23 protein-coding genes are annotated in these 26123 nt (G+C 61.9%); 6 read left to right on the top strand and 17 right to left on the bottom strand.

Annotated features, from left to right (window positions below; genetic code table 11):
* From alaS to AC1RJY_RS10110, 5 genes are all read right to left on the bottom strand, one after another.
* On the bottom strand, positions 1–2679 hold the full coding sequence (alaS, locus tag AC1RJY_RS10130; protein WP_043470321.1) for an alanine--tRNA ligase: 2679 nt from the start codon (positions 2677–2679) through the stop codon (positions 1–3).
* A gap of 115 nt (positions 2680–2794) precedes the next feature.
* Positions 2795–3025 carry a hypothetical protein gene (locus tag AC1RJY_RS10125; RefSeq protein ID WP_011774966.1) on the bottom strand — a complete coding sequence of 77 codons (231 nt, stop codon included), beginning with the start codon at positions 3023–3025 and terminating at the stop codon, positions 2795–2797.
* A 52-nt stretch (positions 3026–3077) separates the two neighbouring features.
* Positions 3078–3452, bottom strand: coding sequence for a DUF948 domain-containing protein (locus AC1RJY_RS10120; RefSeq protein ID WP_011774967.1), 375 nt, complete (start codon positions 3450–3452; stop codon positions 3078–3080).
* Positions 3453–3610: 158 nt separating this feature from the next.
* Entirely contained in the window at positions 3611–4231 is a 621-nt protein-coding gene (rpsD, locus tag AC1RJY_RS10115; RefSeq protein ID WP_011774968.1) for a 30S ribosomal protein S4, read from the bottom strand.
* Positions 4232–4435: 204 nt separating this feature from the next.
* Complete coding sequence (locus tag AC1RJY_RS10110) at positions 4436–5929, bottom strand: replication-associated recombination protein A (RefSeq protein WP_011774969.1); 1494 nt, start codon at positions 5927–5929, stop codon at positions 4436–4438.
* Between the two features lie 41 nt (positions 5930–5970).
* Between AC1RJY_RS10110 and AC1RJY_RS10105 the strand changes: the two genes are divergently transcribed.
* Positions 5971–6570 (top strand): Vms1/Ankzf1 family peptidyl-tRNA hydrolase, encoded by a 600-nt coding sequence (locus AC1RJY_RS10105; RefSeq protein ID WP_011774970.1) that lies wholly within the window; start codon positions 5971–5973, stop codon positions 6568–6570.
* On the opposite strand, the gene AC1RJY_RS10100 is transcribed toward AC1RJY_RS10105, so the two are convergent.
* From AC1RJY_RS10100 to hisS, 3 genes are all read right to left on the bottom strand, one after another.
* Complete coding sequence (locus tag AC1RJY_RS10100; protein ID WP_498602244.1) at positions 6567–7394, bottom strand: GNAT family N-acetyltransferase; 828 nt, start codon at positions 7392–7394, stop codon at positions 6567–6569. The two genes, AC1RJY_RS10105 and AC1RJY_RS10100, sit on opposite strands and share 4 nt — an antisense overlap.
* Positions 7395–7489: 95 nt before the next feature.
* Complete coding sequence (gene aspS, locus AC1RJY_RS10095; protein WP_187329877.1) at positions 7490–9283, bottom strand: aspartate--tRNA ligase; 1794 nt, start codon at positions 9281–9283, stop codon at positions 7490–7492.
* Positions 9284–9393: 110 nt separating this feature from the next.
* Positions 9394–10743: a histidine--tRNA ligase gene (hisS, locus tag AC1RJY_RS10090; protein ID WP_498602243.1), complete on the bottom strand. Its 1350-nt coding sequence runs from the start codon at positions 10741–10743 to the stop codon at positions 9394–9396.
* A gap of 208 nt (positions 10744–10951) precedes the next feature.
* On the opposite strand from hisS, the gene AC1RJY_RS10085 reads away from it, so the two are divergent.
* The 3 genes from AC1RJY_RS10085 to AC1RJY_RS10075 all read left to right on the top strand — a co-directional run bounded on the left by AC1RJY_RS10085 (position 10952) and on the right by AC1RJY_RS10075 (position 14054).
* On the top strand, positions 10952–11746 hold the full coding sequence (locus AC1RJY_RS10085) for a peptidylprolyl isomerase (protein ID WP_193352618.1): 795 nt from the start codon (positions 10952–10954) through the stop codon (positions 11744–11746).
* A 66-nt stretch (positions 11747–11812) separates the two neighbouring features.
* Entirely contained in the window at positions 11813–13354 is a 1542-nt protein-coding gene (locus AC1RJY_RS10080) for a DUF349 domain-containing protein (protein WP_498602242.1), read from the top strand.
* A 103-nt stretch (positions 13355–13457) separates the two neighbouring features.
* Positions 13458–14054, top strand: coding sequence for a hypothetical protein (locus AC1RJY_RS10075; RefSeq protein ID WP_011774976.1), 597 nt, complete (start codon positions 13458–13460; stop codon positions 14052–14054).
* 48 nt (positions 14055–14102) lie between these two features.
* On the opposite strand, the gene AC1RJY_RS10070 is transcribed toward AC1RJY_RS10075, so the two are convergent.
* The 9 genes from AC1RJY_RS10070 to pdxT form a co-directional block, all read right to left on the bottom strand.
* A complete protein-coding gene (locus tag AC1RJY_RS10070; RefSeq protein ID WP_014921985.1) occupies positions 14103–16496 on the bottom strand; it encodes a RelA/SpoT family protein in 2394 nt (797 codons plus the stop codon).
* Between the two features lie 162 nt (positions 16497–16658).
* Positions 16659–17648, bottom strand: coding sequence for a protein translocase subunit SecF (gene secF / locus AC1RJY_RS10065; RefSeq protein ID WP_498602241.1), 990 nt, complete (start codon positions 17646–17648; stop codon positions 16659–16661).
* Positions 17648–19399 (bottom strand): protein translocase subunit SecD, encoded by a 1752-nt coding sequence (secD, locus tag AC1RJY_RS10060; RefSeq protein ID WP_498602240.1) that lies wholly within the window; start codon positions 19397–19399, stop codon positions 17648–17650. Before secD ends, secF begins: the two co-directional genes overlap by 1 nt.
* Positions 19400–19513: 114 nt before the next feature.
* Positions 19514–19897, bottom strand: coding sequence for a preprotein translocase subunit YajC (yajC, locus tag AC1RJY_RS10055; protein WP_024816850.1), 384 nt, complete (start codon positions 19895–19897; stop codon positions 19514–19516).
* 143 nt (positions 19898–20040) lie between these two features.
* Entirely contained in the window at positions 20041–21117 is a 1077-nt protein-coding gene (gene ruvB, locus AC1RJY_RS10050) for a Holliday junction branch migration DNA helicase RuvB (RefSeq protein ID WP_498602239.1), read from the bottom strand.
* Entirely contained in the window at positions 21110–21754 is a 645-nt protein-coding gene (gene ruvA, locus AC1RJY_RS10045; protein WP_498602238.1) for a Holliday junction branch migration protein RuvA, read from the bottom strand. Before ruvA ends, ruvB begins: the two co-directional genes overlap by 8 nt.
* Before the next feature lie 102 nt (positions 21755–21856).
* Positions 21857–22426, bottom strand: coding sequence for a crossover junction endodeoxyribonuclease RuvC (gene ruvC / locus AC1RJY_RS10040; RefSeq protein ID WP_011774982.1), 570 nt, complete (start codon positions 22424–22426; stop codon positions 21857–21859).
* Positions 22427–22472: 46 nt separating this feature from the next.
* The gene (locus AC1RJY_RS10035; protein ID WP_011774983.1) at positions 22473–23228 is read right to left on the bottom strand and encodes a YebC/PmpR family DNA-binding transcriptional regulator; all 756 of its coding nucleotides are present in this window, start codon (positions 23226–23228) and stop codon (positions 22473–22475) included.
* A 3-nt stretch (positions 23229–23231) separates the two neighbouring features.
* A complete protein-coding gene (gene pdxT / locus AC1RJY_RS10030) occupies positions 23232–23933 on the bottom strand; it encodes a pyridoxal 5'-phosphate synthase glutaminase subunit PdxT (RefSeq protein WP_014921990.1) in 702 nt (233 codons plus the stop codon).
* Between the two features lie 102 nt (positions 23934–24035).
* On the opposite strand from pdxT, the gene AC1RJY_RS10025 reads away from it, so the two are divergent.
* Complete coding sequence (locus AC1RJY_RS10025) at positions 24036–25367, top strand: Mur ligase family protein (protein ID WP_498602237.1); 1332 nt, start codon at positions 24036–24038, stop codon at positions 25365–25367.
* Positions 25364–26122, top strand: coding sequence for a type 1 glutamine amidotransferase (locus AC1RJY_RS10020; RefSeq protein ID WP_011774986.1), 759 nt, complete (start codon positions 25364–25366; stop codon positions 26120–26122). The genes AC1RJY_RS10025 and AC1RJY_RS10020 overlap by 4 nt, the downstream gene beginning before the upstream one ends.
* The last annotated feature ends 1 nt before the right edge of the window (position 26123 follow it).

Here is a 26123-nt window from a genome sequence, read left to right as displayed (position 1 = left end):
TCAGCGCTTGGCTATCGCATCCACCACCGCTGTGAGGGCCTCGGAGACCTTCCCAGCGTCGGTGCCGCCGCCTTGGGCGACGTCGTCCTTGCCGCCACCGCCGCCGCCGAGGATGCCCGCCGCCAAGCGGACCAGCGCGCCGGCCTTGACGCCCGCTTCGCGAGCGGCCTCGTTGGTGGCGATCAGAATGACAGGTCGGTCATTGCTGACACCCGCAACAGCAACAGTGGAGGCTTCAGAACCCAAGCGATTACGCAGGTCGAGGGCAAGGTTACGCAGATCGTCAGCCCCACCCACCTGACCGGCATCGTGGGCGACAACCCGAACACCAGCAGCATCCTTCGCTGTACCCACCAAGTTGGCAGCAGCTGCAGCAAGCTGCTCCTTGCGGAGGCGGTCAAGTTCCTTCTCCGTGGCCTTGAGCTTGTTCAAAGTGCTGGAGATGCGGTCAGCAAGTTGTCCGGAAGGAACCTTCAAAAGCTCCGTAAGCTCGGAAACCAGGGCGCGCTCTGCTGCCAGGTGACGGAATGCGTCCAAGCCAACAAAGGCTTCAACGCGGCGGTTTCCTGAGCCAACGGACTGTTCGCCCAGCAGGGAAAGGCTGCCGATCAGGGAGGTGTTGGAAACGTGGGTGCCACCGCACAACTCGCGGGACCACGCGCCATCGATCTCCACTACGCGAACTTCGCTGCCGTAGTTTTCACCGAACAAAGCCATGGCGCCCAGCGCCTTGGCTTCAGCGAGCCCCATCACCTTGGTGTCCACCCGGAAGTTGTTCCGGATGGCGATGTTGGAGACCTCTTCGATTTCGGACCTCGTGGCTGTGCTCAAACCCTCGCCCCAGGCGAAGTCGAAGCGAAGGTATCCGGCCTTGTTGTACGAACCGCGCTGGGTAGCTTCCGGGCCGAGGATCTGGTGCAACGCGGCATGCACAATGTGCGTGCCGGTGTGGGCCTGCTCGGCAGCATGGCGACGTTCACGGTCGACGGCGGCACGCACCAGCGCGTCGGAGCCGATCTCACCTTCGCGGACGATTGCCTTGTGAACGCTGAGGCCCTTGATGGGGCGCTGAACGTCCAGGACCTCGACAACGAAGCCGTCACCGGTAATGAGGCCGGTGTCAGCTGACTGACCGCCTGCTTCTGCGTAGAACGGGGTTTCGTTGAGGACCAGCTCAATCTCGTCGCCGGTGGAGGCATGCGCTACCGCACGGCCACCGCTGACGATGCCGCGGACCTTTGCCTCGCCCTCCAACTCGTCGTATCCGGTGAAGACGGTCTCGCCCTTGCCGAGGAGCTCCTGGTAGGCGCTGAGGTCAGCGTGGCCACCCTTCTTGCCCTTGGCATCAGCCTGGGCACGCTGGCGCTGCTCGAGCATGAGCGCACGGAAGCCCGCTTCGTCCACCTGCAGGCCAGCTTCTTCTGCCATCTCCAGGGTCAGGTCAATCGGGAAGCCGTAGGTATCGTGCAAAGCAAAGGCATCCGCGCCGGACAGCGGAACGCCGGCCGCCTTGGACTCCGCTACCGCGTCCTCCAGGCGGGCCGTACCGGAAGCAATAGTGCGCAGGAATGCTTTTTCTTCGGCGTAAGCAATACGGCTGATCCGTGCGAAGTCAGTCTCCACTACCGGGTAAACGCCCTTCATGGCGTCACGGGAGGCGGGAAGCAGGTCCGGCAGGCAAGCCTTTTCGACGCCGAGCAGGCGCATTGCCCGAACGGCGCGCCGAATAAGTCGACGCAGCACGTAGCCACGGCCCTCATTGGACGGTGCTACGCCATCAGCGATGAGCATCAAAGCAGAGCGAATATGGTCGCCGACGACGCGCATGCGGACATCGTCCGTGTGGTGCGGGTCTTCCGGCGATTCAGCCGAGGTGTACTCGCGGCCGGACAATTCAGCGGCTTTGTCGATCACCGGGCGTACCTGATCGGTCTCGTACATGTTTTCGACGCCCTGGAGGATCATCGCGAGACGTTCCATGCCCAGGCCGGTGTCGATGTTCTTCTGCGGCAGTTCACCCACGATGTCGAAGTCCACCTTGGAGCGGACGTTCTCGATCTGGTACTGCATGAACACGAGGTTCCAGATTTCGATGTACCGGGTCTCGTCGGCCAGGGGGCCGCCTTCGATTCCGTAAGCAGGGCCGCGGTCGTAGTAGATCTCCGAGCAGGGTCCGGCGGGTCCGGGCTGGCCAGTGGACCAGTAGTTGTCGGCCTTGCCCATGCGTTGGATGCGCTCTGCCGGAATTCCGGTGTTCTTGAGCCACAGCTCCTTGGCTTCGTCGTCCTCTTCGTAGACAGTCACCCAAAGACGTTCGGCCGGAAGCCCGTAGCCGCCGTCGTCAACACTGGTGGTGAGCAGCTCGAAAGCGAACTTGATGGCGTCTTCCTTGAAGTAGTCGCCAAAGGAGAAGTTGCCGCACATCTGGAAGAACGTGCCGTGGCGTGCGGTCTTCCCGACTTCCTCTATGTCACCGGTGCGGATGCACTTCTGGACGCTCGTTGCACGGCTGTAGGGAGGCTCTTCGCGCGCGGTCAAATAGGGAATGAACGGCACCATTCCGGCCACAGTGAAGAGAAGCGACGGGTCGCTGGAAACGAGCGACGCGGAGGGAACGGCGGTGTGGCCCTTGTTGACAAAAAAGTCCACCCAGCGCTTGGTGATCTCCTGCGACTTCATTAGCTGATTACTTACCCTTCTCAATTCACTGCACACGATGTGCGCGGTTCCGGCTGGTGCCGTTCCGCAGCTTTCCATTCTGCCCTGTTGAGGGCGTGGGGGCGAACCGCTCCCCCTAGCGCCGAACGGCTCCGGCGTCGTCGATTCCCAATGCTGCCCGCAAATCTTCCTCGCGTTGGTGCATCCCCGTCCGCACGGCGTCGGCAAAGTCGAACAGTCCATCCGCCATCCGGCCGACAGCGCGGTTCAGGCCCTCCGGCCCAAGGTTGGCTTGGGCCTCGGTGATTTTACGGAAGGCAATGACGCCAATGGCGACGCCTATGCCCATCCACACAATTCTCTTCATGAGGTTTGGTCTCCCTGTAGTTCAGCGACTGTGTAGTTCAGCTGCTGCGTAATCAGCGGCTGCGGCGGCCGGATGAAGGGGCGCGGCGTCCAGCGAAAGCCGAACGGACGCCATAGCTGAAGGCAGCCACCTTGATCAGCGGCGAACCAACCGTGGCTGCAACGAGCGACGACAACGCGGAGATGTTGGCCGATGCATCGGAGACGTTGGAGGCGATGCCGTCAACCTTCTTCAGTTGCTGGTTGGTGGTGGTGACCGTTGCGGTCACTTCATCCATCAGGGGCGTGGCGCCGTCGCTGATGGAACGGATGGAGGTCCGCACCTCGTCAAAAACGCCGCCAAGCTTCAAGATGGGCACGGCCAAAAGCAGGACGAGGAGCGCGAAGACTCCTGCTGCGATGAGGCCGGCGATGTCGCCACCAGACATAGAACTCTTCTCCTTGGATCGTTTCGCTGCCTCGCACCAGCCGGTTCACGGCTTCGGTCAAGGCCTCCCCAAGTACCTTACCTACTTTGGCCCGGTACCTTACATACAAAGAAGCCCGCGGCTTGTGCCACGGGCTTCTTTGTATGCGCTGCTTGAATTTAGCGAGCGTAGAATTCGACGACGAGCTGCTCTTCGCAGATCACGGGGACCTCGGAGCGCTTCGGGCGACGAACCAGGCGAGCCTGGAGGGCGTCAATCTTGACGTCCAGGTATGCCGGCACGTTATTGAGCACGTGTGCGCCAGCGGCTGCCACCTGGAACGGGGGCATAACCTCGGAGCGGCTGTGAACGTGGATGAGCTGGCCTTCGCCAACGCGGAAGGACGGGCGGTCCACGCGGATGCCGTCAACCATGATGTGGCGGTGCACAACCAGCTGGCGTGCCTGTGCGATGGTGCGGGCGAAACCTGCACGGAGCACGAGGGCGTCCAGACGCATTTCGAGCAGCTCAACCAGGTTTTCACCGGTGAGGCCCTTGGTGCGGCGGGCTTCTTCGAAGGCGCGGGTCATCTGGGCTTCGCGGATGCCGTACTGGGCGCGCAGACGCTGCTTTTCGCGCAGACGTACGGCGTAGTCGGAGTCCTGCTTCTTGCGGGCACGGCCATGCTCGCCGGGGCCGTACGGACGGCGCTCCATGTACTTGGCGGCCTTGGGGGTCAGAGCAATGCCGAGTGCACGCGAAAGGCGTGCGGTACGGCGAGCACGAGTGTTGTTAGCCACTTGTGTCCTTCCAATTACTGCGGTGTGTCAGTGTTACTGGCCTCCATCAGGGAGAGCATCGGCCAACCGCTGCCTCTTGCTACTAGCCCGGGCGCACGGCACTATTGAAGAAATCTCAAAGGGATTGTGCGTCGGGCCATGCCAGACAAGCAATTATCCTACCACGGGCCGGGCGGCCGCCCGCAGTTGGGTTGATCCGGCCGGCTACTCCCCCCGGACGATCTTGCGGAGCCGTTCCAGCCTGGCGGCAATATCCCGTTCAGCTCCGTTGTTGGTGGGCTCGTAGTAGTCCTTACCTACCAGATCATCCGGCGGATACTGCTGGGTTGCCACTCCATGCGGCTCGTCGTGTGCGTACTTGTAGCTCTTGCCATGGCCCAATTGCTTTGCACCCGGGTAATGGGCGTCGCGTAAATGCATGGGAATGCCGCCGCCGAATCCGGCACGAACATCGGCCACCGCTTTGTTCAAACCCATGTAGGCGGCGTTGGACTTGGGGGCGGTGGCCAAATGGACCACGGCTTCGGCCAGCACGATGCGGCCCTCCGGCATGCCAATCAACTGCACTGCCTGCGCCGCTGCCACGGCGGTTTGCAACGCCGTGGGGTCAGCCATGCCGATGTCTTCGGCTGCGGAGATCACGATGCGCCGCGCAACGAACCTCGGGTCCTCCCCGGCTTCAAGCATGCGTGCCAAATAGTGCAGGGCAGCGTCCACGTCCGAGCCCCGGATGGACTTGATGAACGCACTGGCCACATCATAGTGCTGGTCGCCGGCGCGGTCGTAGCGGACGGCCGCCGCATCCAACGCACGTTCCGTGTGGCGGAGTTCCACCATGACCGGCGCGTCGGGCGGGCCGTCGTTCGCGAGTCCGGGTTCGGCGTCGGCGGTTTCGCCTTCCTCTTCAGGCCCCGTCGCGGTATCGGGAACATCGACGGCGGTGGAGTCACCGAACGCGACACCGGCGGCCGCCTCCAATGCTGTCAGCGCCCGTCGGGCATCGCCTCCGGATAGCCGGACCAGGTGGTCCAGTGCCTCCGGGCTGAGCTCCACGCGGCCGGCGAGGCCACGGGCGTCGACCACAGCTCGTTGCAGCAAACCCGAAATGTCGTCATCCGTGAGCGGCTTCAGCGTGAGGAGCAGCGAACGGGACAGGAGCGGCGAGACTACGGAGAATGACGGGTTTTCCGTGGTGGCCGCCACCAACACCACCCAGCGGTTCTCGACGCCGGGCAGCAGTGCATCCTGTTGGGCCTTGTTGAAGCGATGGATCTCGTCAAGGAAAAGGACAGTGGTCTTCTTGTACAGGTCGCGGGCAGTCAAAGCCTCGTCCATGACCCGACGAACATCCTTGACGCCGGCGGTGATGGCGGACAGCTCAACGAACTTCCGTCCGGGTCCGCGAGCGATCACATGCGCCAGCGTCGTTTTCCCTGTTCCCGGCGGACCCCAAAGGATCACCGAGCTGGGACCCGCCGGACCGGCAGCATCGGCACCGGCTGCCAGCTGCCGAAGCGGCGAACCTTGCCCCAGCAGATGCTGCTGCCCTACTACCTCGTCCAGCGACCGGGGGCGCATCCTGACCGCCAGCGGACTACGCTGGGAAGCCATCCAGTGAGCGTCGGAGGGACCCCCTGAAGCAGGCAGATCCTCCGACTCGTCGTCGTCAACTGCACCCGCACCAAAGAGATCTTCCACATGGATAGGCTACTCATAGTTCCAGCAAAGGAGACATTGACGTGGATCGCCAGGCATCTGCCCCGCACCAGCGTTCAGGCAGCCGGACCGCTTTGGTGCCCGCGACCCGGTTGCAGGGATGGGTGGACCGCTTTGCGGCGAGCCATGGTGCCGTTGTCGAAGACTTCGACGGGGACGGGCTGCTCCTGCGCGCAGCCGATGGGGCGACTGCCCTGTTGAAAGCCCCATGGCCGTCGGACGGACGTCCGGGCCGGGGAGGGACTGAACTGGACCGCCTGATATCGCTTGCTCACCAGGAGCGGGGGTTGGGCCTGCTGCTGGTTCGCAGGGGAGGCTACGCCATAGCGGCCGCCAGCGGATCCGCGATCCTCGCTTCGAAGAGTGGCAACCGCTTCGTCGACGCCAAGGCCACGGCAGAACATGCCTCACGGATCTTCAACGAACACCGCATCGAGTACATCGTCCCGGGTGGCGACCGTGCCTTGGTGGATCAGGTCCTTGCCCATTCACTGCTCAAAGCGATATCAGGACGTACTCGCCTCGCTTTCCTGGATATCCAAGAGCCCAGGACTGCTGTGTTGGCGAAGGCGGCTACCGACGCCTGCTCCGTGCGAATTACAGTGACCGATCCACCCGCTTAGCAGCCGCTGGACGCCCGCCGCAACGGCGCCTGCCGGTACAAGTAGCTTCCGTAGTCCGTGAACCCGGCCTGTGAGTAGAGTGACTGCGCACCGCGATTGGCCTCAGTAACCAGCAGCCAGAAACCCTGCAGATTCCGTTCGGCTCCGGCATTCAACAACGCGTCCAGCACCTTGGTTCCGAATCCGCGCCTGCGGTGCCCAGCCGACGTCGCCATACTGTAGATACCTCCCCAACCGTCCACCAAGGCGAGACGTCCGACGGCGGCCGGGACGCCGTCGTCGTCCCTCACCGTTGCGTACAGCGCCGGGCAGGCGAGGAGAATCTTGTGAGCGACCGACAGTTCGGCGTCCCCGCCACGGCCGTCGACGGACCACCACATGCGAAGCCATTCGTCGGAGGGCTCATCAGATATGTCAACGTGTCGGCCCGAAGCGCCCACCGGCAGCTCATCCACACCGCGGACCATGATCCTTGTTTCGGATTGCCTCGTGAAACGTTGGGTATCCAGGACGGCGTTAAGAGCGGCGCTGCGGGAGTCACCGAACACTTGGAAGATCAAGGGCAGACGACGAAGGCGGTACCACTCCGCTGCTGCACGAATGGACCGGGACATGTCCGGATTTCCCATCGACCCGCCATCCAGGTTCCTTGGCCACACGGAATTTGCCCTCTGCGTCACTCCCTCCGAAGCGCGGAGGACCCACCCACCCGTATTTCCGGGGTCAAGGTCTTCAAGGTCAAGGTCTTCAAGGTCAAGGTCTTCACGCTCAAGCGCAGGCCAGGCCCTGTCCATGAGCGATTCCAGGAATGCTTGATCCAGCATTCTGCTGCACCTTTCGTTGGCGGGAGTGGTTGGCCGGAGTCCGCGGCGGGAACGCCAAAGGCCCCCCACCGTGGTGGAGAGCCTTTGGCTACCGCTTACTCGGACTTCGTGTCCGGCTTGGCTGCGGGCTTGGACTCCGGTTTGAAGTCGACGCCCGCTTCCTTGCGCTGCTGCGGTGTGATCGGTGCCGGCGCAGCAGTCAGGGGGTCGTAGCCGTTGCCCGACTTCGGGAAAGCAATGACGTCGCGGATGGACTCGACGCCCGCGAGCAAAGCAACCACACGGTCCCAGCCCAAGGCCATTCCACCGTGCGGAGGTGCGCCGTACTTGAAGCCTTCCAGGAGGAAGCCAAACTTGGTTTCAGCGTCTTCCTTGTCCAGGCCCATGAGCTGGAAGACGCGCTCCTGCACTTCGCGCTCATGGATACGGATGGAACCGCCGCCGATCTCGTTGCCGTTGCAAACGATGTCGTAGGCGTAGGAGAGCGCGGACTCCGGGTCCTTATCAAAGGTGTCCAGGAACTCAGGCTTGGGCGAGGTAAAGGCGTGGTGCACAGCTGTCCACTGTCCTGCGCCCACTGCAACATCACCGGAGGCGACAGCCGCGGCGGCGGGCTCGAACATGGGAGCGTCCACGATCCAGACGAAAGCCCAGTCCTTCGGATCGATCAGCCCTGTGCGGTGCCCGATTTCAACGCGGGCAGCACCGAGCAGGGCGCGGGCTGCGGACTTCTCGCCGGCGGCGAAGAAGATGCAATCGCCGGGCTTGGCGCCAACGGCGTCCGCCAGACCTTCGCGCTCGGCATCGGTAAGGTTCTTGGCTACCGGGCCAGCCAATTCGCCGTCTTCCTTGAAGAGGACGTAGGCGAGACCCTTGTGACCGCGCTGCTTGGCGAATTCCTGCCAACCGTCCAAGGTGCGCCGCGGCTGGGAAGCACCACCGGGCATCACCACGGCGCCGACATACGGCGCCTTGAAGACACCGAAGTTGGTGTCCTTGAAGAACTCGGTGAGCTCGGTCAGTTCAACGCCGAAACGCAGATCTGGCTTGTCCGAGCCGTACTTGGCCATGGCATCCAGGTACGTCATGCGGCGGATCGGCGTGGGAATCTCCACGTCGATCAACTGCCACAATGCCTTGACGATTGCCTCGCCGAGTTCGATGACGTCGTCCTGGTCCACGAAGCTGGCTTCGATGTCCAGCTGCGTGAATTCCGGCTGGCGGTCCGCGCGGAAGTCCTCGTCGCGGTAGCAGCGGGCAATTTGGTAGTACTTTTCAAAGCCGCCCACCTGGAGCAGCTGCTTGAAAAGCTGCGGCGACTGCGGCAGCGCATACCAGGAACCCGGGGCAAGACGTGCCGGGACAACGAAGTCACGGGCGCCTTCCGGCGTCGAACGCGTCAGCGTGGGGGTCTCGATTTCCACGTAGCCACGCTGGTGCAGAAGTTCGCGTGCCACACGGTTTGCCTCCGAGCGCAGACGCATGTTGCGCGCGGGACCAGGGCGGCGGAGGTCCAGGTAACGGTGCTTGAGCCGGGCTTCCTCGCCAACTTCCACGTGCTCGTCGATCTGGAACGGCAGGGGTTCGGAGGTGTTGAGAATGACCACCTTGTCCGCCATGACCTCGATCTCACCCGTAGCCAACGCCGGGTTCTCATTGCCTTCAGGACGCTTGTTGACAGTACCTGTCACCTGCAGGACGTACTCGTTCCGCAGGCCGTGGAAGACCTCTTCCTCACGGACAACCACCTGGGCTACACCGGACGCATCACGCAGGTCAACGAATGCAACGCCACCGTGATCACGGCGGCGCCCCACCCAGCCGGCCAGGGTAACGGTTTGTCCAATGTGCTCGGAGCGAAGTGATCCGAGGTCATGTGTGCGCAGCACAGCATTCCTTTCAGCATGAAATATAGAGGGATCGTTGCAAGGACGATCCCGTCCGAGTTTACCCGTCCCGGCCACGGCTCCCGCCACGAGGACGGAACAATCCTTGGGTCCTAGCCGGCGGTGGTGATGCGGACGTACAAATCCTCTTCATCGGGCGTCCAGCTGGCGGGGTCGGCGTCAATCTGTTCGCCTGAGCGGATGTCCTTGACCTGATGCTTGCCGTCGTCATCGGTGAACCACACGAAAGGAATGCCGCGACGGTCCGCGAACTTGATCTGCTTACCGAACTTCTCGGCCTTGGCAGCAACTTCCGTGGCAATCCCCCTGCCCCGCAACTGGGCTGCAATGTCCTGCGCCGCTGACCAGCTGTCATCCGAGTCCAGGGCCACCAGCACAGCCGTGGGCACGGAACGCGACGCTATAACAAGTTCCTGGCTGAGGATACGGGAGACAAGGCGCGTCACCCCGATGGAAAGGCCGACGCCGGGGAACCTACGGTTGCCCTTGCTCGCCAGTGCGTCGTAGCGGCCGCCTGAGCAAATGGAACCCAGCTGCTCGTGGCCCACAAGCACCGTCTCCACAACAGTTCCCGTGTAGTAGTCCAGACCGCGGGCGATGCTCAGGTCCGCAACGACCTTACCGGGAGCGCGCTGAACTGCAGCCTGAATGACCTGCTCAAGTTCGTTCAGGCCCTCGTCGAGGAGATCGTCCTTCACTCCGAGCGCGCGGACGTGATCCACGAATGAGGTGTCTTCCGTACGGATCGTGGCCAGTTCAAGGGCTAGACCGGCTTGTTCGTCAGTGGCACCGAGCTCACTCTTCAAAAGCTCGGCCACCTTCGCGGCGCCGATCTTTTCCAGTTTGTCGATGCTGCGCAGTACCCCTGCCGTGTCCGTCAGGCCGATGCCGCGGTAAAAGCCTTCAGCCAGCTTGCGGTTGTTGATCCGGAGCCGGAAATCCGGGATCGGCAGGGCGCTGAGGGCCTCAGCAATGACCAACGCGATTTCGACGTCGTAACGGAACGGAAGTTCGCCGTCGCCCACAATATCGATGTCAGCCTGGGTGAACTCACGCGCACGGCCTTCCTGCGGCCGCTCGCCACGCCAGACTTTCTGGATCTGGTACCGGCGGAAGGGAAAGGCCAGGTAACCGGCGTTTTCCACCACGTAGCGGGCGAAGGGAACGGTCAGGTCGAAGTGGAGGGCCAGGGCGTTGGGATCGGCCTTGTCCGATTTCGCAGCCTCCCCTTCATCATCCTGGAGCCTGCTCAGGCCATAGACCTCTTTGTCGATCTCGCCTTTGCGGAGCAACTGGCCCACTGTTTCAACCGCCCGGGTCTCTATGGAAGAAAAGCCGTGCAGTTCAAACGTCTTCCGGAGCGTATCCAGCACATGGAGCTCCACCAACCGCTCCTGGGGAAGCCACTCGGGGAATCCGGACAGGGAGGCGGTACGTGCCATGGTGGAAAAGTCTCCTCGAAGAAAGCTGACGCTCTGGCATCGCACCGCAGCTTTAAACACCCTTTCGGCGTTTACAGGGCGGGCGTCCAGCCGGTCATGCATAAACTATGTGCGGCAGCCAGTTTATGCTTTCCGCGCGTGCACATCTAATGCAGCATGCCCGGTTCCTGTCGGCAGCCATCGAAAGTGGACACAATCAGGAGGACTCTTGGCAACAAGATCGCGGGATGACCGCGAAGCGAAACGGCGCATCAGGCAGATGGAAGCCAAGCGTGCCCTGCGGCAGGAACAGGGCAAGCGACGCAAACGTGATAACACCCTTGCCGTGAGTGCAGCTGCCGTGGCAGTTGTCCTGGCCGTCGTACTGCAGCTGACGGTCTTCAGTTCCAACCCCACCGAGGCGGAGGTCGCCGCCGCTGAGGCAGGGCTCAGTTCGCCTTCCGCCTCTCCGGCAGCTTCCAACAGCGCCGACGTACCCAGCCCGGACACGGCCGCTGGAAAAACCTTCACAGGCGAGCTCGCGTTGAACAGCGGCGTTGTGGGCGTGGAACTGAACGGGACCGCGGCACCACAGGCCGCCGCCGTGCTCAAGTCCCTCAGCGACGCAAGCTATTACAACGGTGCGTTCTGCCATCGATTGACCACGTCAGAGACTTTCGGACTTCTCCAATGCGGCGCCAAGTCCGAAGACGGCGCAGACGACCCCGATTACAGGTGGGGGCCGCTGGAAAATACGCCTGCGGACAACAAGTACCCCGCCGGGACGATTGCGGTGGCCCGCACAGGGAACAATGCCTACGGCAACGGCCACCAGTTCTTCATCGTCTACAAGGACACCACCATTCCGGCTGATACCGCCGGCGGATACACCGTGGTGGGCAAGGTGACCAGCGGGCTGGACGTCGTCACCAAGATCGCCGCAGCAGGCCTTAAACCCGGCGATAATGCCAGCGACGGCGCCCCTGTGGCACCTGTCACGATAGACTCGTTTTCTCTGAAGTAACCAGCTCCAGGCCCGGCCTGCGGTGCATTACCTGAGCAGTTCCCTCCAAGCGAAAGACTTTTAGCGGTGACAGACAGTCAGAAATCCGACGAAACAGCAGTAGTGGCCAACGAAGAAGCAGTCGAGGCAACCGGCACCAACGGTACCGAGGCACCAGCTCCCGTAGAGGCTGCTCCGGCCAATGAATCAGCTCCGGCTGCCGAGGAAACAACGGAGGAAGCGCCGGCCACGGAGCCCGCAACACCGCCCGCTCCCCGGCCCACGCCGTCCGCAGCACCCTCACCCGCAGCCTTCGCGGCCCGCCCCAAGGCTCCCGCCGCCGTCGTTCCTGCTGCCCCGGCGGTGTCCGCTGCCTCGCTCGCCGAGGCGGCCAAGTGGGGACGCGCTGAAGGTGACGGCCACGTCTTCCTGACGCTTGACGGCGAAGAGATCGCTGTTGGTCAGTACCCGGGCGTCAGCACCGACGAGGCCCTTGGCTACTTCGCGCGCAAGTTCGACGACGTCATCGCACAGGTGGTTCTCCTGGAACACCGCGTGGAATCCAAGGCTCCTGCCACGGACATGCAGAAGACAGTAACTCACCTGCGTGAGCAGCTCGCTGAGCGCAACATGGTGGGTGACATCCGTGCTGCTGAGGCTCGCCTGGACGCCCTGTCAGCGCAGATCGTTGAACTGGAAAAGTCCGAGAAAGCTGCCCATGACGCGATTCGCGCCAACGAACTCGCGGCCCGCGAAGCAATAGTTGCCGAAGCTGAGACCATTGCCGGCCAAGACCCCGCGCAGATCCAGTGGAAAACCTCAAGCGCACGCATGAACGAGTTGTTTGAAACGTGGAAGGCCGCGCAGAAGAGCGGGGTCAGGCTCGGCCGCAGTAACGAAGACGCCCTGTGGAAGCGCTTCCGTTCAGCGCGGACGGTATTCGATCGTCACCGCCGTGCTTACTTCTCGCAGCTGGACAGCAACAACTCCGCTGCAAAGTCCGCCAAGGAGGCCTTGATTGCGGAGGCCGAGGCTCTTTCCACGTCTACCGACTGGGGATTCGCTGCCGGCGAGTACCGCAGGCTGATGGACCAGTGGAAGACCACTCCGCGTGCAAGCCGCAAGGATGATGACGCTCTCTGGGGCCGGTTCCGCGCCGCTCAGGACGTCTTCTTCAGCAACCGCCAGGCCGCCAACGACCAGATCGACCAGGAATACACTGCGAACCTGGCCGTCAAGGAACAACTGGTGGCTGAGGCGCAGGCGCTCCTCCCCATCAACGATCTCAATGCTGCCAAGAAAGCCCTCCAGTCCATCAGGGACCGTTGGGAAGATGCCGGCAAGGTTCCCCGCGCGGACATGGGCCGGATTGAAGCCGGCCTTCGCAAGGTGGAAGACGCGGTCCGTGAAGCTGAGGAAGAGAAGTGGCGCCGGAGCAATCCGGAAACCAAGGCCCGCACCAACAGCGCGTTGTCACAACTCGAATCCGCTATTGCAGGCCTCAAAGAAGATCTGGAGAAGGCCGAGAAGGCAGGCGACCAGCGCCGCATCAAGGCCGCCCGCGAAGCTCTGGAAGCACGTCAGGCATGGCTTGACCAGATCCAGCGCTCCGCCAGTGACCTCGCGTAGAGGATTCTGAACTTAGGGACTATCCTGCAGGCTCCGTTCCGGTTATCCACATAACCGGAACGGAGCCTGTACTCGTAGGGCAGCCGCGCGGAATGATCAATGAATGGTCCCCACTGTAAACGCCCCGCACTTGCTGGAGCCTGTCATATCCGAGCTCTACTCCCCCAGCCGCATCTTCACTTGGAACGAACTGCAGAGCATGGCGTTCGATGGCATCCTGCTGCCCCTGTACGGCAAGAGTTACGCCTCCCCGGGCGTAGCTGTCACCCACCGCCTGAGGGCCCGCGCAGCGGCCCTGACCGTCCCGGAACGAATCCGAACCAAAGTGGTCGCGGGACGGCTCACAGCAGCGTGGATCTACGGTTGCGCGAATCCACCAGACCATCTGTCACTGCTGGTTGATGTAAAACATCGCATCTCCAGTTTGCGGGGAACCACGGCCTGCAGTCTCCATGAGGTCCGTCTGGGTCAAATGGACGTCGTCAGCCTCGGAGGAATGCTGGTGAGCAGCCCACTCCGAACCGCGGCCGACATCGCCCTCCACGTCGAAGCCGATCGCGCTCTGCCGGCGTTGAGGCGTCTTCTGGACCGCGAAGAGCTTGGCATCCGGCTCCGTCTGCTGACTCTGGCTGTTGAGGCGGCCCCCCGAGTCCCCCATAAAAAACGTGCCTTGGCAACCTTAGCGAGACTGGCCCGGTAGTGCCCCGGCCGGCCCAGCCGGGACACGGCCAGCCCAGCCGAAGCCGGGCTAGCTGCGGCGGCGGTTACCAGTAGTGCGATAAACGTCAAAGACACCGTCAATGCGTCGTACAGCGTTCAAGACGTGGTGCAGGTACTTCGGATCTCCCATCTCAAAGGCAAACTTCGAGATCGCCACCCTGTCGCTCGAGGTGTGAACCGACGCGGCGAGGATGTTCACGTGGTTCTCGGACAAGATGCGGGTCACATCGGACAGAAGAGACTTCCGGTCCAACGCTTCAACCTGAATCTCCACCAGGAAAACACTCGACTGGGTGGGTGCCCATTCAACTTCGACGATTCTGTCCGGCTGGTCGCGCAGACCGGAAACATTCGTGCAGTCAGTCCGGTGGACTGAAACTCCTGAGCCACGCGTGACGAAGCCCAGGATGGGGTCCGGGGGCACCGGCGTGCAACAGCGGGCCAGCTTCACCCACACATCGCCCACGCCTCGCACGATGACGCCTGAGTCCGAGAACTTCGACTTCGCAACCTGAGTGGGAATACTAACTTCGTCGAGGTCTTCGTCCGGCGTTTCATGGCCGCCCAAATGCTCAACGAGCTTTTCCATGACGGACTGAGCTGACGTGTGCCCGTCACCCACACCTGCGTAAAGCCCGGAGATGTCTACATAGTGGAAGTCCTCGGCCACAGCGGACAGAGCATCGTGCGTCATCAAGCGCTGCAGAGGCAGGTTCTGCTTCCGCATGGCGCGGGTCAGCATGTCCTTGCCACGCTCAATGGCTTCCTCGCGGCGTTCCTTGGTGAACCATTGGCGGATCTTATTGCGAGCACGTGCCGACTTGACGAAGTGCTGCCAATCCTGGCTGGGACCGGCGCCTTCCGCCTTAGACGTGAAGATCTCCACCCAGTCGCCATGATTCAGTTCGCTGTTAAGCGGAACCAACTTGCCGTTGACTCGGGCACCGATGGTTCGGTGGCCAACCTCCGTGTGCACGGCATACGCGAAGTCCACAGGTGTTGATCCTGCTGGAAGGGCCATGACTTCACCCTTGGGGGTGAAAACGAAAACTTCCCGGGCATTAATCTCATATCGAAGCGAATCCAGGAACTCTCCGGGATCGGAGGTCTCCTGCTGCCAGTCCACCAGCGACCGCAGCCAGCCCATGTCGCCGTCGCGCGGGCTGCCCGGTCCTTGCGCGGTCCGGTTGGGCTGGTCTTTGTACTTCCAGTGCGCTGCCACGCCATACTCTGCCCGACGATGCATCTCGTGGGTACGGATCTGGATCTCCACGGGCTTGCCGCCGGGCCCAATCACGGTGGTGTGCAGTGATTGGTACATGTTGAACTTGGGCATGGCGATGTAATCCTTGAACCGTCCCGGAAGGGGGTTCCACCGCGAATGCAGCGTCCCGAGGGCCGCGTAACAGTCACGCACAGAATCCACCAGGACGCGCACACCCATGAGGTCGTTGATGTCGTCGAAGTCCTTATCCCGGACGATCATCTTCTGGTAAATCGAGTAGTAGTGCTTCGGACGGCCCGTGATGGTCGCCTTGATGCGTGCCGTCCGCAAGTCATCCGCTATCTGGTTACGGATGACGCTGAGGCTCTTTTCCCGCTCCGGCGTCCGGTCTCCCACCATGCGTACGATTTCCTCATACACCTTGGGGTACAGCGCAGCGAAGGAAAGATCTTCCAATTCCCACTTGATGGTATTCATGCCCAGGCGATGGGCCAGGGGTGCGAAGATCTCCAGTGTTTCGCGGGCCTTGCGCGATGACGACTCCGCGGAAACGAATCGCCAGGTGCGTGCATTGTGGAGACGGTCCGCCAGCTTGATCATCAGGACACGGATGTCCTTGGCCATCGCGACGACCATCTTGCGGACGGTTTCCGACTGGGCAGCCTCACCAAAACTGACTTTATCCAGCTTGGTGACGCCGTCCACCAACATGGCAACTTCAGGGCCGAAGTCGCGCGTCAGGTCAGCCAGCGTGTACGGGGTGTCCTCCACGGTGTCGTGAAGCAACGCTGCCGCCAGGGTTGTCCCGGTCATGCCGAGCTCAGCCAGGATGGTGGCCACGGCCACCGGGTGGGTGATGTACGGATCACCGCTCTTGCGCTTTTGTCCCTGGTGGCTCTGCTCTGCCACCGCGAAAGCGCGTTGGATCAGATCGAAGTCCTCTTTGGGATTGTTCGCCCGGACAGTCCGCAGCAGGGGTTCCAGGATGGGCGAGTAGGGGGCGATGCCCCGTCCGGTCAGGCGGGCCAGGCGTGAACGTGTGCGTTCCCGCCGTCCCGGGAAGGTGGGACGCACGCCGGGAGAATCGACCGGCACCGCAGCTGCAGTCCGTCCCGGCACACTCGTTGCCGGAACTGCCACAGCCTTGCGGCCGTCATCCCCGCCCGCCGGTGGTGCCGACGTCGCACGTTCTTCCACAGAAGTACCCCTCACAACCGATTTAATTCTCCCAGTCTATTCCCGCAGGTGAATGCTTCTGCAACCGGGCAGCACATGACAATGACTCAAGCAAGTCAAGAAGCCGGCCTCCGCACTGATGCGGAGGCCGGCTTCCGGCGAAACAACGGGGTTGACCAGGCCCTAGACTGTGGCTTCAGTCCTGCGGTGCGCAACCTTTTTGGCTTGCTTCACGAGTTCCGGCTCACCTTGGCGCAGCCACGCGTACAAGGGCGCCGCAATGAAGATCGTGGCAGCCGTACCAATGATGATGCCCACGAACAACGCCAGGGAAAGGTCCCGCAGCGTGCCAGCGCCCAGGAGGCCTGCACCGATAAACAGGATTGCTGCTACCGGGAGGACAGCCACCATCATGGTGTTGATGGAGCGGACCAGAGTTTGGTTGATCGCCAGGTTGACTTCTTCACCGAACGTGCGGCGGGTGGACGTGGTGATATCCGCCGTGTTTTCACGAATCTTGTCGAACACCACCACGGTGTCGTACAGCGAGTAGCTGAGGACCGTCAGGAATCCGATAATCGCCGACGGCGTGACTTCGAAGTCACTGAGGGCGTAGATGCCCGCTGTAATAAACATGGTGACCAACATGCCCACCAACGCCGACAACGACATCTTCCAGGTCCTGAAGTACAGGGCCATCAAGACAGCCGCCAAACCAACGAACACCACCAAGCCGATGAGCGCCTGTCGGGTGACATCCTGGCCCCAGGTGGGACCCACGAAGTTGGAGGTCACTTCGTTTTCCGTGACTCCGTAGGCGCTGGTGAGGCCGTCCTTGATGCGGTTCGTCTCGTCGTCTGTCAACTGGTCCGTCTGGATCCGCATGGTGTTGCCGGCAACGTTCGCGACGCGCGGAATGGCGCCGGGAACGACGTCGTGCACGGCCTTTTCGCCGAGGCTCGCGTCGGTGGTGCTCACGTTGGAAACGGTGAACTCCGAGCCGCCACGGAACTCAATGCCAAGGTTGAAACCACCCTTGACCACCGGGATGAGGATAGAGAGGGCTACGGCGACGGCCGCAATGATGAACCAGATCTTCTTCGAATTTACGAAGTTGTATGAGCGCTTGCCCGTGTAGAGCTCATGGCCGAAGGTTGCGAAGCTCGTCGTCATTACTTCTCCTCCTTGGTGCCGTTGGAAGTACCAGTGAGCTGGCCCTTCTCGGCAAGGCGCCTCTCGGCGATGGTCATGCGTCGTTCGGCTTCGGCTGCGGCACCGGTGTTGCGTGCGCGAACCACGGCAGGCTTTTCCTCAGGCGTACGGAGGCGCCCCGCCCCCCGGTACAGGGGAACTGCGCCCAAACGGTCAGGGGAAAGCCCGGAGAACCTGTGACCTTCGCCGAAGAACTTAGTGCGCGCCAGGAGCTGCAGCGTGGGGTGCGTAAACATGAACACCACAATGAGGTCGGCAACTGCCGTCAAGCCGAGCGTGAACGCGAAGCCACGGACGTTGCCCACAGCCACGAAGTAGAGGACAACTGCGGCCAAGAGATTGACCGCCTTGGAAGCCAGCACCGTTCGCTTGGCGCGCTTCCATCCATTCTCCACCGCGGAAACGAGTCCACGGCCCTCGCGCAGCTCATCCCTGATGCGTTCGAAGTAGACAATGAACGAGTCCGCAGTCTGGCCAATGGCCACGATCAGACCTGCTACGCCTGCCAGGGAGAGACGATAGTTTTCCGTCCATCCAAGGATGGCGATGGCCAGATAGGTCAAGACACCCGCCACCACAAGGGAAGCGATGGTGACAAGACCCAAGGCACGGTACTGGAACAGCGAGTACACAACTACCAGCAACAAACCGATCATGCCTGCGAGCAGACCAAGGCGAAGCTGGTCGCCACCCAGGGTGGCAGAGATCTGCTCCTGCGATTGGATCTCGAAGCTGATGGGCAAGGCGCCGTAGCGCAACTGGTCAGACAGGGCCTTGGCGGAAGCCTGGGTGAAGTTGCCCGTGATCTGCGGCTTTCCATCGGTGATGACAGCAAGGGCGCGCGGCGCCGAAATTACTTTGTCGTCAAGGACGATCGCGAACTGGGACTTGGGATCATCAGAACCCTGCAATTGTGCTGCAGCATAGAACTGGTTGAGCCGCTCTGTGACTGCCTTGAACTTCGCCGTTGCATCCGCGTTGAAGACGATGTTCACACCCCAGGAATTGGTCACGGAGCCCTGTGCGCCCTGGACCTGGGAGAAGGTGGAATCACTGATGTCCTGGCCCCTGACTTCCACCGGACCAAGGATGTACTTGATCGCGGGAGTCTGGGCGGTAGCTGCCTCGCAGGTTACCAACGGCTTGGCAGGATCCGAACGCTCGCGCTTCTCCGGGGAGGGATTCACGCAGTCCAGCGCCTCGAATTCCTTGACGATATCCGCCGTTACCCAGTTGATGTCGCTGGCGTTGGCCGGCTCCGCGCTGGGCTTGGGCAGCTGGTCATCCGGAGTGCGCTGCTCGGCCGGGACAGCCGCCGGGTCACCGTAGGTGATCACCGGCCGGAAGTTCATGTCGGCAGAAGCCTGAATCAGGTCGCGGGTTTCCTTGGAAGGTGTTCCCGGAAGGCTGACCACCACGTTGCGGCCCGACTGGGTGCTGATTTCGGCTTCGGCAACACCCGAGCCGTCAACTCGCTGCCGGATGATGGCAACTGCCTGGTTGAGCTGCTCTTCATTGATCTCGCTGGAACCCTCCACCCTGGGGGCCAGGATCATCTGGGTTCCGCCTTCAAGGTCCAGAGCAAGCTTGGGAGCCCAACTGGCATTGCCAGTTACTACTCCACCAGCCAGGACAGCTGTTAGTACAACGAAAATTGCTCCAAGCCAGGTCAGCACCCTGCGGGCTGAGTTTTTGGGGCCGGTCCGTGCCATTATCGATCTTCCTGTTATCGCCGGACAGCCGCCGGCCGACGCTTGTGAGCGTCTGCCGGCGGCTCTCCGCTGCCGTAGAAGTTGCCTTGCGCGGTGTCGCCGCGACTAACGGTGCTAGTTGTCCTTCTTGTCCTCTTTGTTGAGGCGCGCGATGGTTTCTTCCGGGGTCTCGACGGCGGCAGGAGCTTCAGTCTGCGCGGCGGTCAGGGAAGAAGCGTCGTCCGGAACAACCGGCGCTTCTTCGGGGGTGGTTTCGACCACCTTGGTGACTGCCTGGCGGTGAACCGTAGCCTGGTTGCCCGGCGAAAGCTCGATGACAACCTTGTTCTCAGCTTCGTCGATGGACACGATGCGGCCAAAGAGACCGAAGCTGGTCATGACGTCGACACCCGGAGCGAACTTGGACTGCATTTCAGCCTGCTGCTGCTGGGTCTTCTTGTTGCGGCGGAACATCATGAAGACAAAGAGTCCAAGCATGACGAACAGCAATATGGTCATTGGATCCACAGGGAAGTTCCGTTCTGTACTTACGTTTTGGTTCACGGCAACGTCCCTGGCAGATCCCCGTAGCGGGCATGGATCAAGGACTCGAACGTGCCGAGCGTCATACCAGTCTAGTGGGAAAAGCTGAACACAGCGTGTTAACCGACAGTATCTACGCTTTCGGCGTGGTTTTCGTCCTCACCGAACAGGGCAAGCGTCTCTTGGCCGAAGACTCCTGCCGGGACTGCATAGCCCAGGTGCGTCCAAGCGGACGCCATGGCGATGCGACCCCGCGGCGTTCTTCCCAAAAGTCCCTCGCGGACCAAGAAAGGCTCAGCTACGGTCTCCACCGTTTCGGGTTCCTCACCCACGGCAATGGCCAAGGTGGACAAGCCGACGGGACCACCGTTGAACTTGGTAATCAGGGCTTCCAGAACGGACCGGTCCAGCCTGTCCAAGCCCCGCTCGTCTACTTCGTACATATCCAAGGCTGCTGACGCCGAACGGGCGTCGATTTGCTCAATGCCGTGAACGAGGGCCCAGTCGCGAACCCGGCGGAGGAGCCTGTTGGCTATGCGGGGTGTTCCCCGGGAACGGCCCGCAATCTCCGTAAAGCCTGCAGAGTTCACCTTCAGGTCCAGGAGCCCTGCCGAGCGCCGGAGGACAAGCTCGAGTTCGGCCACCGAATAGAACTCAAGGTGCCCGGTGAAACCGAATCGGTCCCTCAGAGGCCCCGGAAGAAGACCTGCGCGGGTGGTGGCGCCCACCAGGGTGAAGGGCGGCAGCTCCAAGGGAATGGCAGTTGCGCCCGCTCCCTTGCCCACCACGATGTCCACACGGAAGTCCTCCATGGCCATGTACAGCATTTCTTCTGCGGGCCTGGACATGCGGTGGATTTCGTCAAGGAACAGGACCTCGCCCTCCGAGAGCGAGGAAAGGATGGCTGCGAGATCTCCGGCGTGCTGGATGGCAGGTCCGCTGCTGATACGCAGTGGTGCGTTCATTTCGGCCGCGATGATCATGGCAAGCGTGGTCTTGCCGAGTCCTGGAGGCCCGGACATCAACACGTGGTCGGCGCTGCGGCCTCGCATCTTTGAGGCCTCAAGCACCAAAGCAAGCTGCTTGCGGACCCGGTGCTGTCCCACAAAATCGTGCAGGTTCTTGGGACGGAGAGCGGCCTCGATGACCCGCTCTTCCGGTTCTTCTCCCCCGCTGACGAGTGATGGCTCAGCCACGGCTGCCTACGCGGTTTCCTGCGCGCGCCCCGTCCTGGCCAAGCCAGCGCAGCGTAGCGCGAAGTATCTGGGCCACGTTTCCGGCGTCCACGAGTTCCGGCGAATCAGCCATGGCTTTGTCGATGCTGCCGTTGGCGTCCTTCTCTGACCATCCCAAGCTGGTCATGGCGGCGACTACCTGAGGCTTCCATTCGGCGTTCGGGGCTGCGGCGGGAGCAGTGCCGGTGCTGGTTCCGTGCGGGACCAACTTCCCGGCCAGTTCCAGGACGATACGGCCGGCCACCTTCGGACCAATACCCGGCACCTTGGTGAATGTCTTGCTGTCGCCGGTGTGTGCAGCAACCCGGATAGCTTCGGGTTCATGCACGGCAAGAACGGCGAGGGCAAGCCGCGGGCCAACCCCGCTGACGCTGAGGAGGACGTCGAAGACTTCGCGTTCGTCGTCGTCCGCGAAACCGAACAACGTGAGGGAGTCTTCCCGGACGATCATGGAGGTGAAGAGTTTGGCTTCACTTCCGGTCTTGAGGTGGCTCAAGGTCTGCGGTGTGGCATAGACACTCATACCCGCACCGTTGAGGTCGATAACAGCGGTGGACAAACCAACGTGGGCTACGTTTCCACGGAGAAAACTGATCAAGACCCGGCTCCTGAAATACTGCCTGCTCCGTCGCCGTAATATTGCGGCCAAAGCGGACTATCCGAACATATTTACGAATACCCTAGCAAGAGCAGCCGACAATCACCGTTTGCGGCGCGCTTTTGCTTCGGCGTCGGCCCAGGCCTTCTGCGCCGGCGTCAGGGAACTGTTGCCGGATGCGGCGCCCATTCCGCTGCCTGCACGCCAGGCGTGCGTTAGTGCCAACGCGAGGGCGTCCGCCGCGTCAGCGGGCTTGGGTGGAGCATCCAGGCGCAAAATCTTGGTCACCAGCTTGGTTACGGCATCCTTGTTGGCCGTGCCGCTGCCGGTTACCGCGGCTTTGACCTCCGACGGTGTGTGCAACGCGACGGGGATGCCACGGCGTGCGGCCGCAGCGATGACGACGCCTGAGGCTTGGGCCACACCCATTACCGTGCTCACGTTCATCTGCGAAAAAACGCGTTCGACGGCGACGACATCCGGCTCGTGACGGTCGAGCCACTCATCAATTGCCTGGGCGATGACCAGCAATCGTTTGTCCAGCGTGAGTTCCGCCGACGTGCCAACCACACCCACGGCCACCATGGTGGCCCTGCGGTTTTTCTCGATGTCCACAACACCGATGCCGCAACGGGTAAGGCCCGGATCGACTCCCAATACGCGAAGAGTCAATTCCGGGCCTTCCTGTTAGCTGTCAAAGTAACTGCGCTGCACCCGACTACTCGGAGTCGAGGGCAGCCTGCACTTCCTCGCTGAGGTCCGCGTTGCTGTAGACGTTCTGGACATCGTCCAGGTCTTCCAGCGCATCCACGAGCTTCATGAACTTCTTGGCACCGTCAACGTCCAGGTCCACCTGCATGGACGGAACGAATTCGGCTTCATCGGTTTCGTAGTCGATACCCGCTTCTTTCAGGGCGTCGCGGATGGCCTGAAGATCGGAGGGCTCGGAGTGAATCTCCCAGTTTTCGCCGCTGTCCTTGACTTCCTCGGCTCCAGCCTCCAGGACCGCCATCAGAATGTCGTCTTCGCTGAGGCCGTTCTTGGGCAGCACCACAACGCCCTTCCGGGCGAAGAGGTAGCTCACGGAACCGGGATCGGCGATGGTGCCACCGTTGCGGGAGATTGCCAGGCGTACCTCGGAAGCAGCACGGTTCTTGTTGTCGGTCAAACATTCAATCAACAAAGCCGAGCCCTGCGGACCGCGGGCCTCGTACATGATTTCGGTGTAGTCCACCACTTCGCCGGTGAGGCCTGCCCCACGCTTGATGGCACGGTCGATGTTGTCATTGGGAACCGAGGTTTTCTTGGCCTTGGTGACGGCGAGTTCCAGGCCTGGGTTGCCGGCGAGGTCCGGGCCACCCATGCGGGCAGCAACTTCGATGTTCTTGATCAGTTTCGCGAACGACTTTGCACGCCTGCCGTCAATGATGGCTTTCTTGTGCTTGGTGGTCGCCCATTTGGAGTGGCCTGACATGCTTTACGCTTCTCCTCTGATCATTCGAATAAAGAGTTCATGCACGCGTTTCTCTCCCGTCACTTCCGGATGGAAGGAGGTGGCCAGCAATTGGCCGGAACGCACTGCAACAATTCTAGCCACTCCATGCAAAGTAGCCGTGTGGCTGGCGTGGTCGGGGTCAACCTGGGCAAGGACTTCGACGCCTGGACCTACGCGTTCCACCCAGGGGCCGCGGATGAATACTGCGTGAACGGGATCCACACCGGACTCCCCCGCACTGAAATCCAACCCCTTGAAATCGAGGTCGGTTTCGAAGGACTCGCGTTGGCGTCCAAAGGCATTTCGGCGGACAGTAATATCCAATCCGCCAAAAGTCTGCTGGGGATTTCCGTCCAGGTCCGTAGCCGGGTCCGCAATTTCATCGGCCAACAGGATCATGCCGGCGCAGGAGCCGTAGACGGGAAGTCCCTCCGCGATGCGCTTTTGAAGGGGGTCACGGACTTCGAAGATCCGGGAGAGTTTGTCAATGGTGGTGGATTCGCCGCCTGGAATAATCAGGCCGTCGATGTCGTCGAGCTCTGACGGGCGGCGGATACCCACGCCGGTGGCACCAGCGGCCTCCACAGCGTGGATATGCTCGCGGAAGTCGCCCTGGAGAGCCAGCACGCCGATCCGGAGTCCTGAACCCACGCGTGACGAAGCGTCGGAAAGGGGGTTGGTCATTCGACCATCATAGTGGCCCAAGCCTTCCGTTACGCCGTTTGCGGCCACCAGGCATTACCGGCAGTCAGGGTTCCATGCCCTGACTGGGATATATTACAGAGCATGCTTTCCTTCAGCGTCCCCCTCGGCAAGCTGGTCCGCACACTGTCCCGGCTCCGGGGTGGAGGCTCAGCTTTCCCCGGCTTGGTAGTCGAGAAAATCGACCCCGGCTTCATGCAGCGAACGCTGGCGTCGCTCCCCCTTGGCGTAGCCGTGGTCAGCGGCACCAACGGTAAAACCACTACCACCAAGATGGTGGTTGAACTCCTTGAGAGCCAAGGCTTGAAGGTCTTCACCAACCGCAGCGGCAGCAACTTCACCCGGGGCGTAGCCGCCTCACTCTTAGGCGACGTGGATTGGCGTGGACGCCTCGACGCGGACATCGCCATTCTGGAACTTGACGAGGCCCACGCCGTGCACTTCGTCAATAAAGTGGAGCCCCGCTTCAGCCTCCTGTTGAATGTCCTGCGCGACCAATTGGACCGCTTCGGTGAAATCGACAAGACCGCCCGTTTGCTGGAGCACATCGCCTCCAAGACCAATGACACGGTGGTCCTCAACCGGGAGGACCCCCGTGTCGCCCGGATTGCCAACGCCCTCAACACCTTGGACGCCGTACACCACCCCGAGATCAGGTACTTCGGTCTCGACGAATCGTTGCGCAGCACTTTTCCCAACGACGACGAGATGCGCACCACGGCGATCGGCCCTTCCCCGTCAGGAACCTCGGTTGCCGCAGAAACCGGTGACGACGTAGACCTGCCGGCTGCCGACGTCGTACTTCGCCGGGTAGGTGCCCAGGACGCTGACTTTGAGTTCGACGGCGAAACCGTCACCACAACCATGAAACTGCGCGGCGTCTACAACATCTTCAATGCTGCGGCGGCATTGTCGCTGGCGCGGGCCATCCTGGGAACCGGCCCCGTTGACACGCCCAAACTCGTGAAATCTTTGGGAGAAGTTGCTCCCGCGTTCGGCCGCGGTGAAAGCCTCACGGTGGATGGACAGCCCTTGGAGCTGGTTCTCGTGAAGAACCCCAGCGGGTTCCGTCTCGGACTGAAGTCCTTCCCTGCCGGTGGGTACGCCACCATGATTGCCATCAACGACAACTACGCCGACGGCAGGGACATGTCCTGGCTTTGGGACGTTGAGTTCGATTCCCTGCGGGAAGACGGCGTTGAGGTCCTCACCGGTGTCCGCGCCTACGATATGGCGCTGCGCCTCCAGTACGACGACGTGCACTTCGGAGTCGTGGAACCTGACATCACCGCAGCTCTTCGGGCTTTCATAGACGGCTCGCGGGGCAAGCCCAAACGCATCTTCTGCACGTACACCTCCATGCTCGCCATTCGCCGTGAACTGGCCAAAATCACCATAGTTGAGGTGGTCTCATGACCTCGGAAGCACAACCCACGCCTGACTCACAGCCCAGCAAGGGCACCATCCGCGTTCTCCAGCTCTACCCGCGGGAAATGAACATCTACGGTGACTGGGGCAACGCCCTGGTCCTTAAGCAACGGATTAAGTGGCATGGCTACACCCCGGAGTTGCTTGAGTACAACGTGGGCGACGACTTCCCCGACGACGTGGACATCATTGTGGGCGGCGGCGGGCAGGACAGCGGCCAATTGGTCATCCAGGACGACCTCCAGGCGCGCGCCGGACAGCTGAAGCAGCTCGCCGACGAAGGTGCCCCCATGCTGGTGATTTGTGGGCTGTATCAACTTTTCGGCAAGTTCTTCAAGACCAGCACAGGGCCCGTCATTCCCGGTATTGGCATCCTTGACGTCGAAACCCACGGAACCGACGAGCGACTCATCGGCAACGTGACCATGAAGTCTGCCGAATTTGGCGACATCCTGGGCTACGAGAACCACAGCGGGCAAACTACCCTGGGTCCCGGCGTCGAGCCTCTCGGCACTGTCACCAAGGGCGCGGGCAACAACAGCAAAGACGGGCATGAGGGCGCCCGCTACAACAACGTTGTAGCGAGCTACCTTCACGGTTCATTGCTGCCGAAGAACCCGGCCATTGCGGACTTCCTGATCCGCACGGCGGCCGAACGTAAATTCGGTACTTTCGTGCCTGGAAGGCCCGACGACGGTTACGCGCGCCTTGCGCGGGAACACGCCGCCCGCCGGCCGAGGTAGA

It is taken from the genome of Arthrobacter sp. GW822-FHT05G07 (genome assembly GCF_058799755.1).
Note: the sequence above shows the minus strand (reverse complement) of the source record. Positions and strands in the feature narration are given on the sequence as shown.

Excerpts from the sequence above, each read along its gene's own strand:
- AC1RJY_RS10075 (WP_011774976.1), top strand. The coding sequence starts at position 13,458 with ATGGTCCCCACTGTAAACGCCCCGCACTTGCTGGAGCCTGTCATATCC.
- alaS (WP_043470321.1), bottom strand. The coding sequence starts at position 2,679 with ATGAAGTCGCAGGAGATCACCAAGCGCTGGGTGGACTTTTTTGTCAAC.
- yajC (WP_024816850.1), bottom strand. The coding sequence starts at position 19,897 with ATGACCATATTGCTGTTCGTCATGCTTGGACTCTTTGTCTTCATGATG.
- AC1RJY_RS10025 (WP_498602237.1), top strand. The coding sequence starts at position 24,036 with ATGCTTTCCTTCAGCGTCCCCCTCGGCAAGCTGGTCCGCACACTGTCC.
- secD (WP_498602240.1), bottom strand. The coding sequence starts at position 19,399 with ATGGCACGGACCGGCCCCAAAAACTCAGCCCGCAGGGTGCTGACCTGG.
- pdxT (WP_014921990.1), bottom strand. The coding sequence starts at position 23,933 with ATGACCAACCCCCTTTCCGACGCTTCGTCACGCGTGGGTTCAGGACTC.
- hisS (WP_498602243.1), bottom strand. The coding sequence starts at position 10,743 with ATGGCACGTACCGCCTCCCTGTCCGGATTCCCCGAGTGGCTTCCCCAG.
- AC1RJY_RS10035 (WP_011774983.1), bottom strand. The coding sequence starts at position 23,228 with ATGTCAGGCCACTCCAAATGGGCGACCACCAAGCACAAGAAAGCCATC.
- AC1RJY_RS10100 (WP_498602244.1), bottom strand. The coding sequence starts at position 7,394 with ATGCTGGATCAAGCATTCCTGGAATCGCTCATGGACAGGGCCTGGCCT.
- AC1RJY_RS10125 (WP_011774966.1), bottom strand. The coding sequence starts at position 3,025 with ATGAAGAGAATTGTGTGGATGGGCATAGGCGTCGCCATTGGCGTCATT.
- AC1RJY_RS10120 (WP_011774967.1), bottom strand. The coding sequence starts at position 3,452 with ATGTCTGGTGGCGACATCGCCGGCCTCATCGCAGCAGGAGTCTTCGCG.
- AC1RJY_RS10020 (WP_011774986.1), top strand. The coding sequence starts at position 25,364 with ATGACCTCGGAAGCACAACCCACGCCTGACTCACAGCCCAGCAAGGGC.
- secF (WP_498602241.1), bottom strand. The coding sequence starts at position 17,648 with ATGACGACGAGCTTCGCAACCTTCGGCCATGAGCTCTACACGGGCAAG.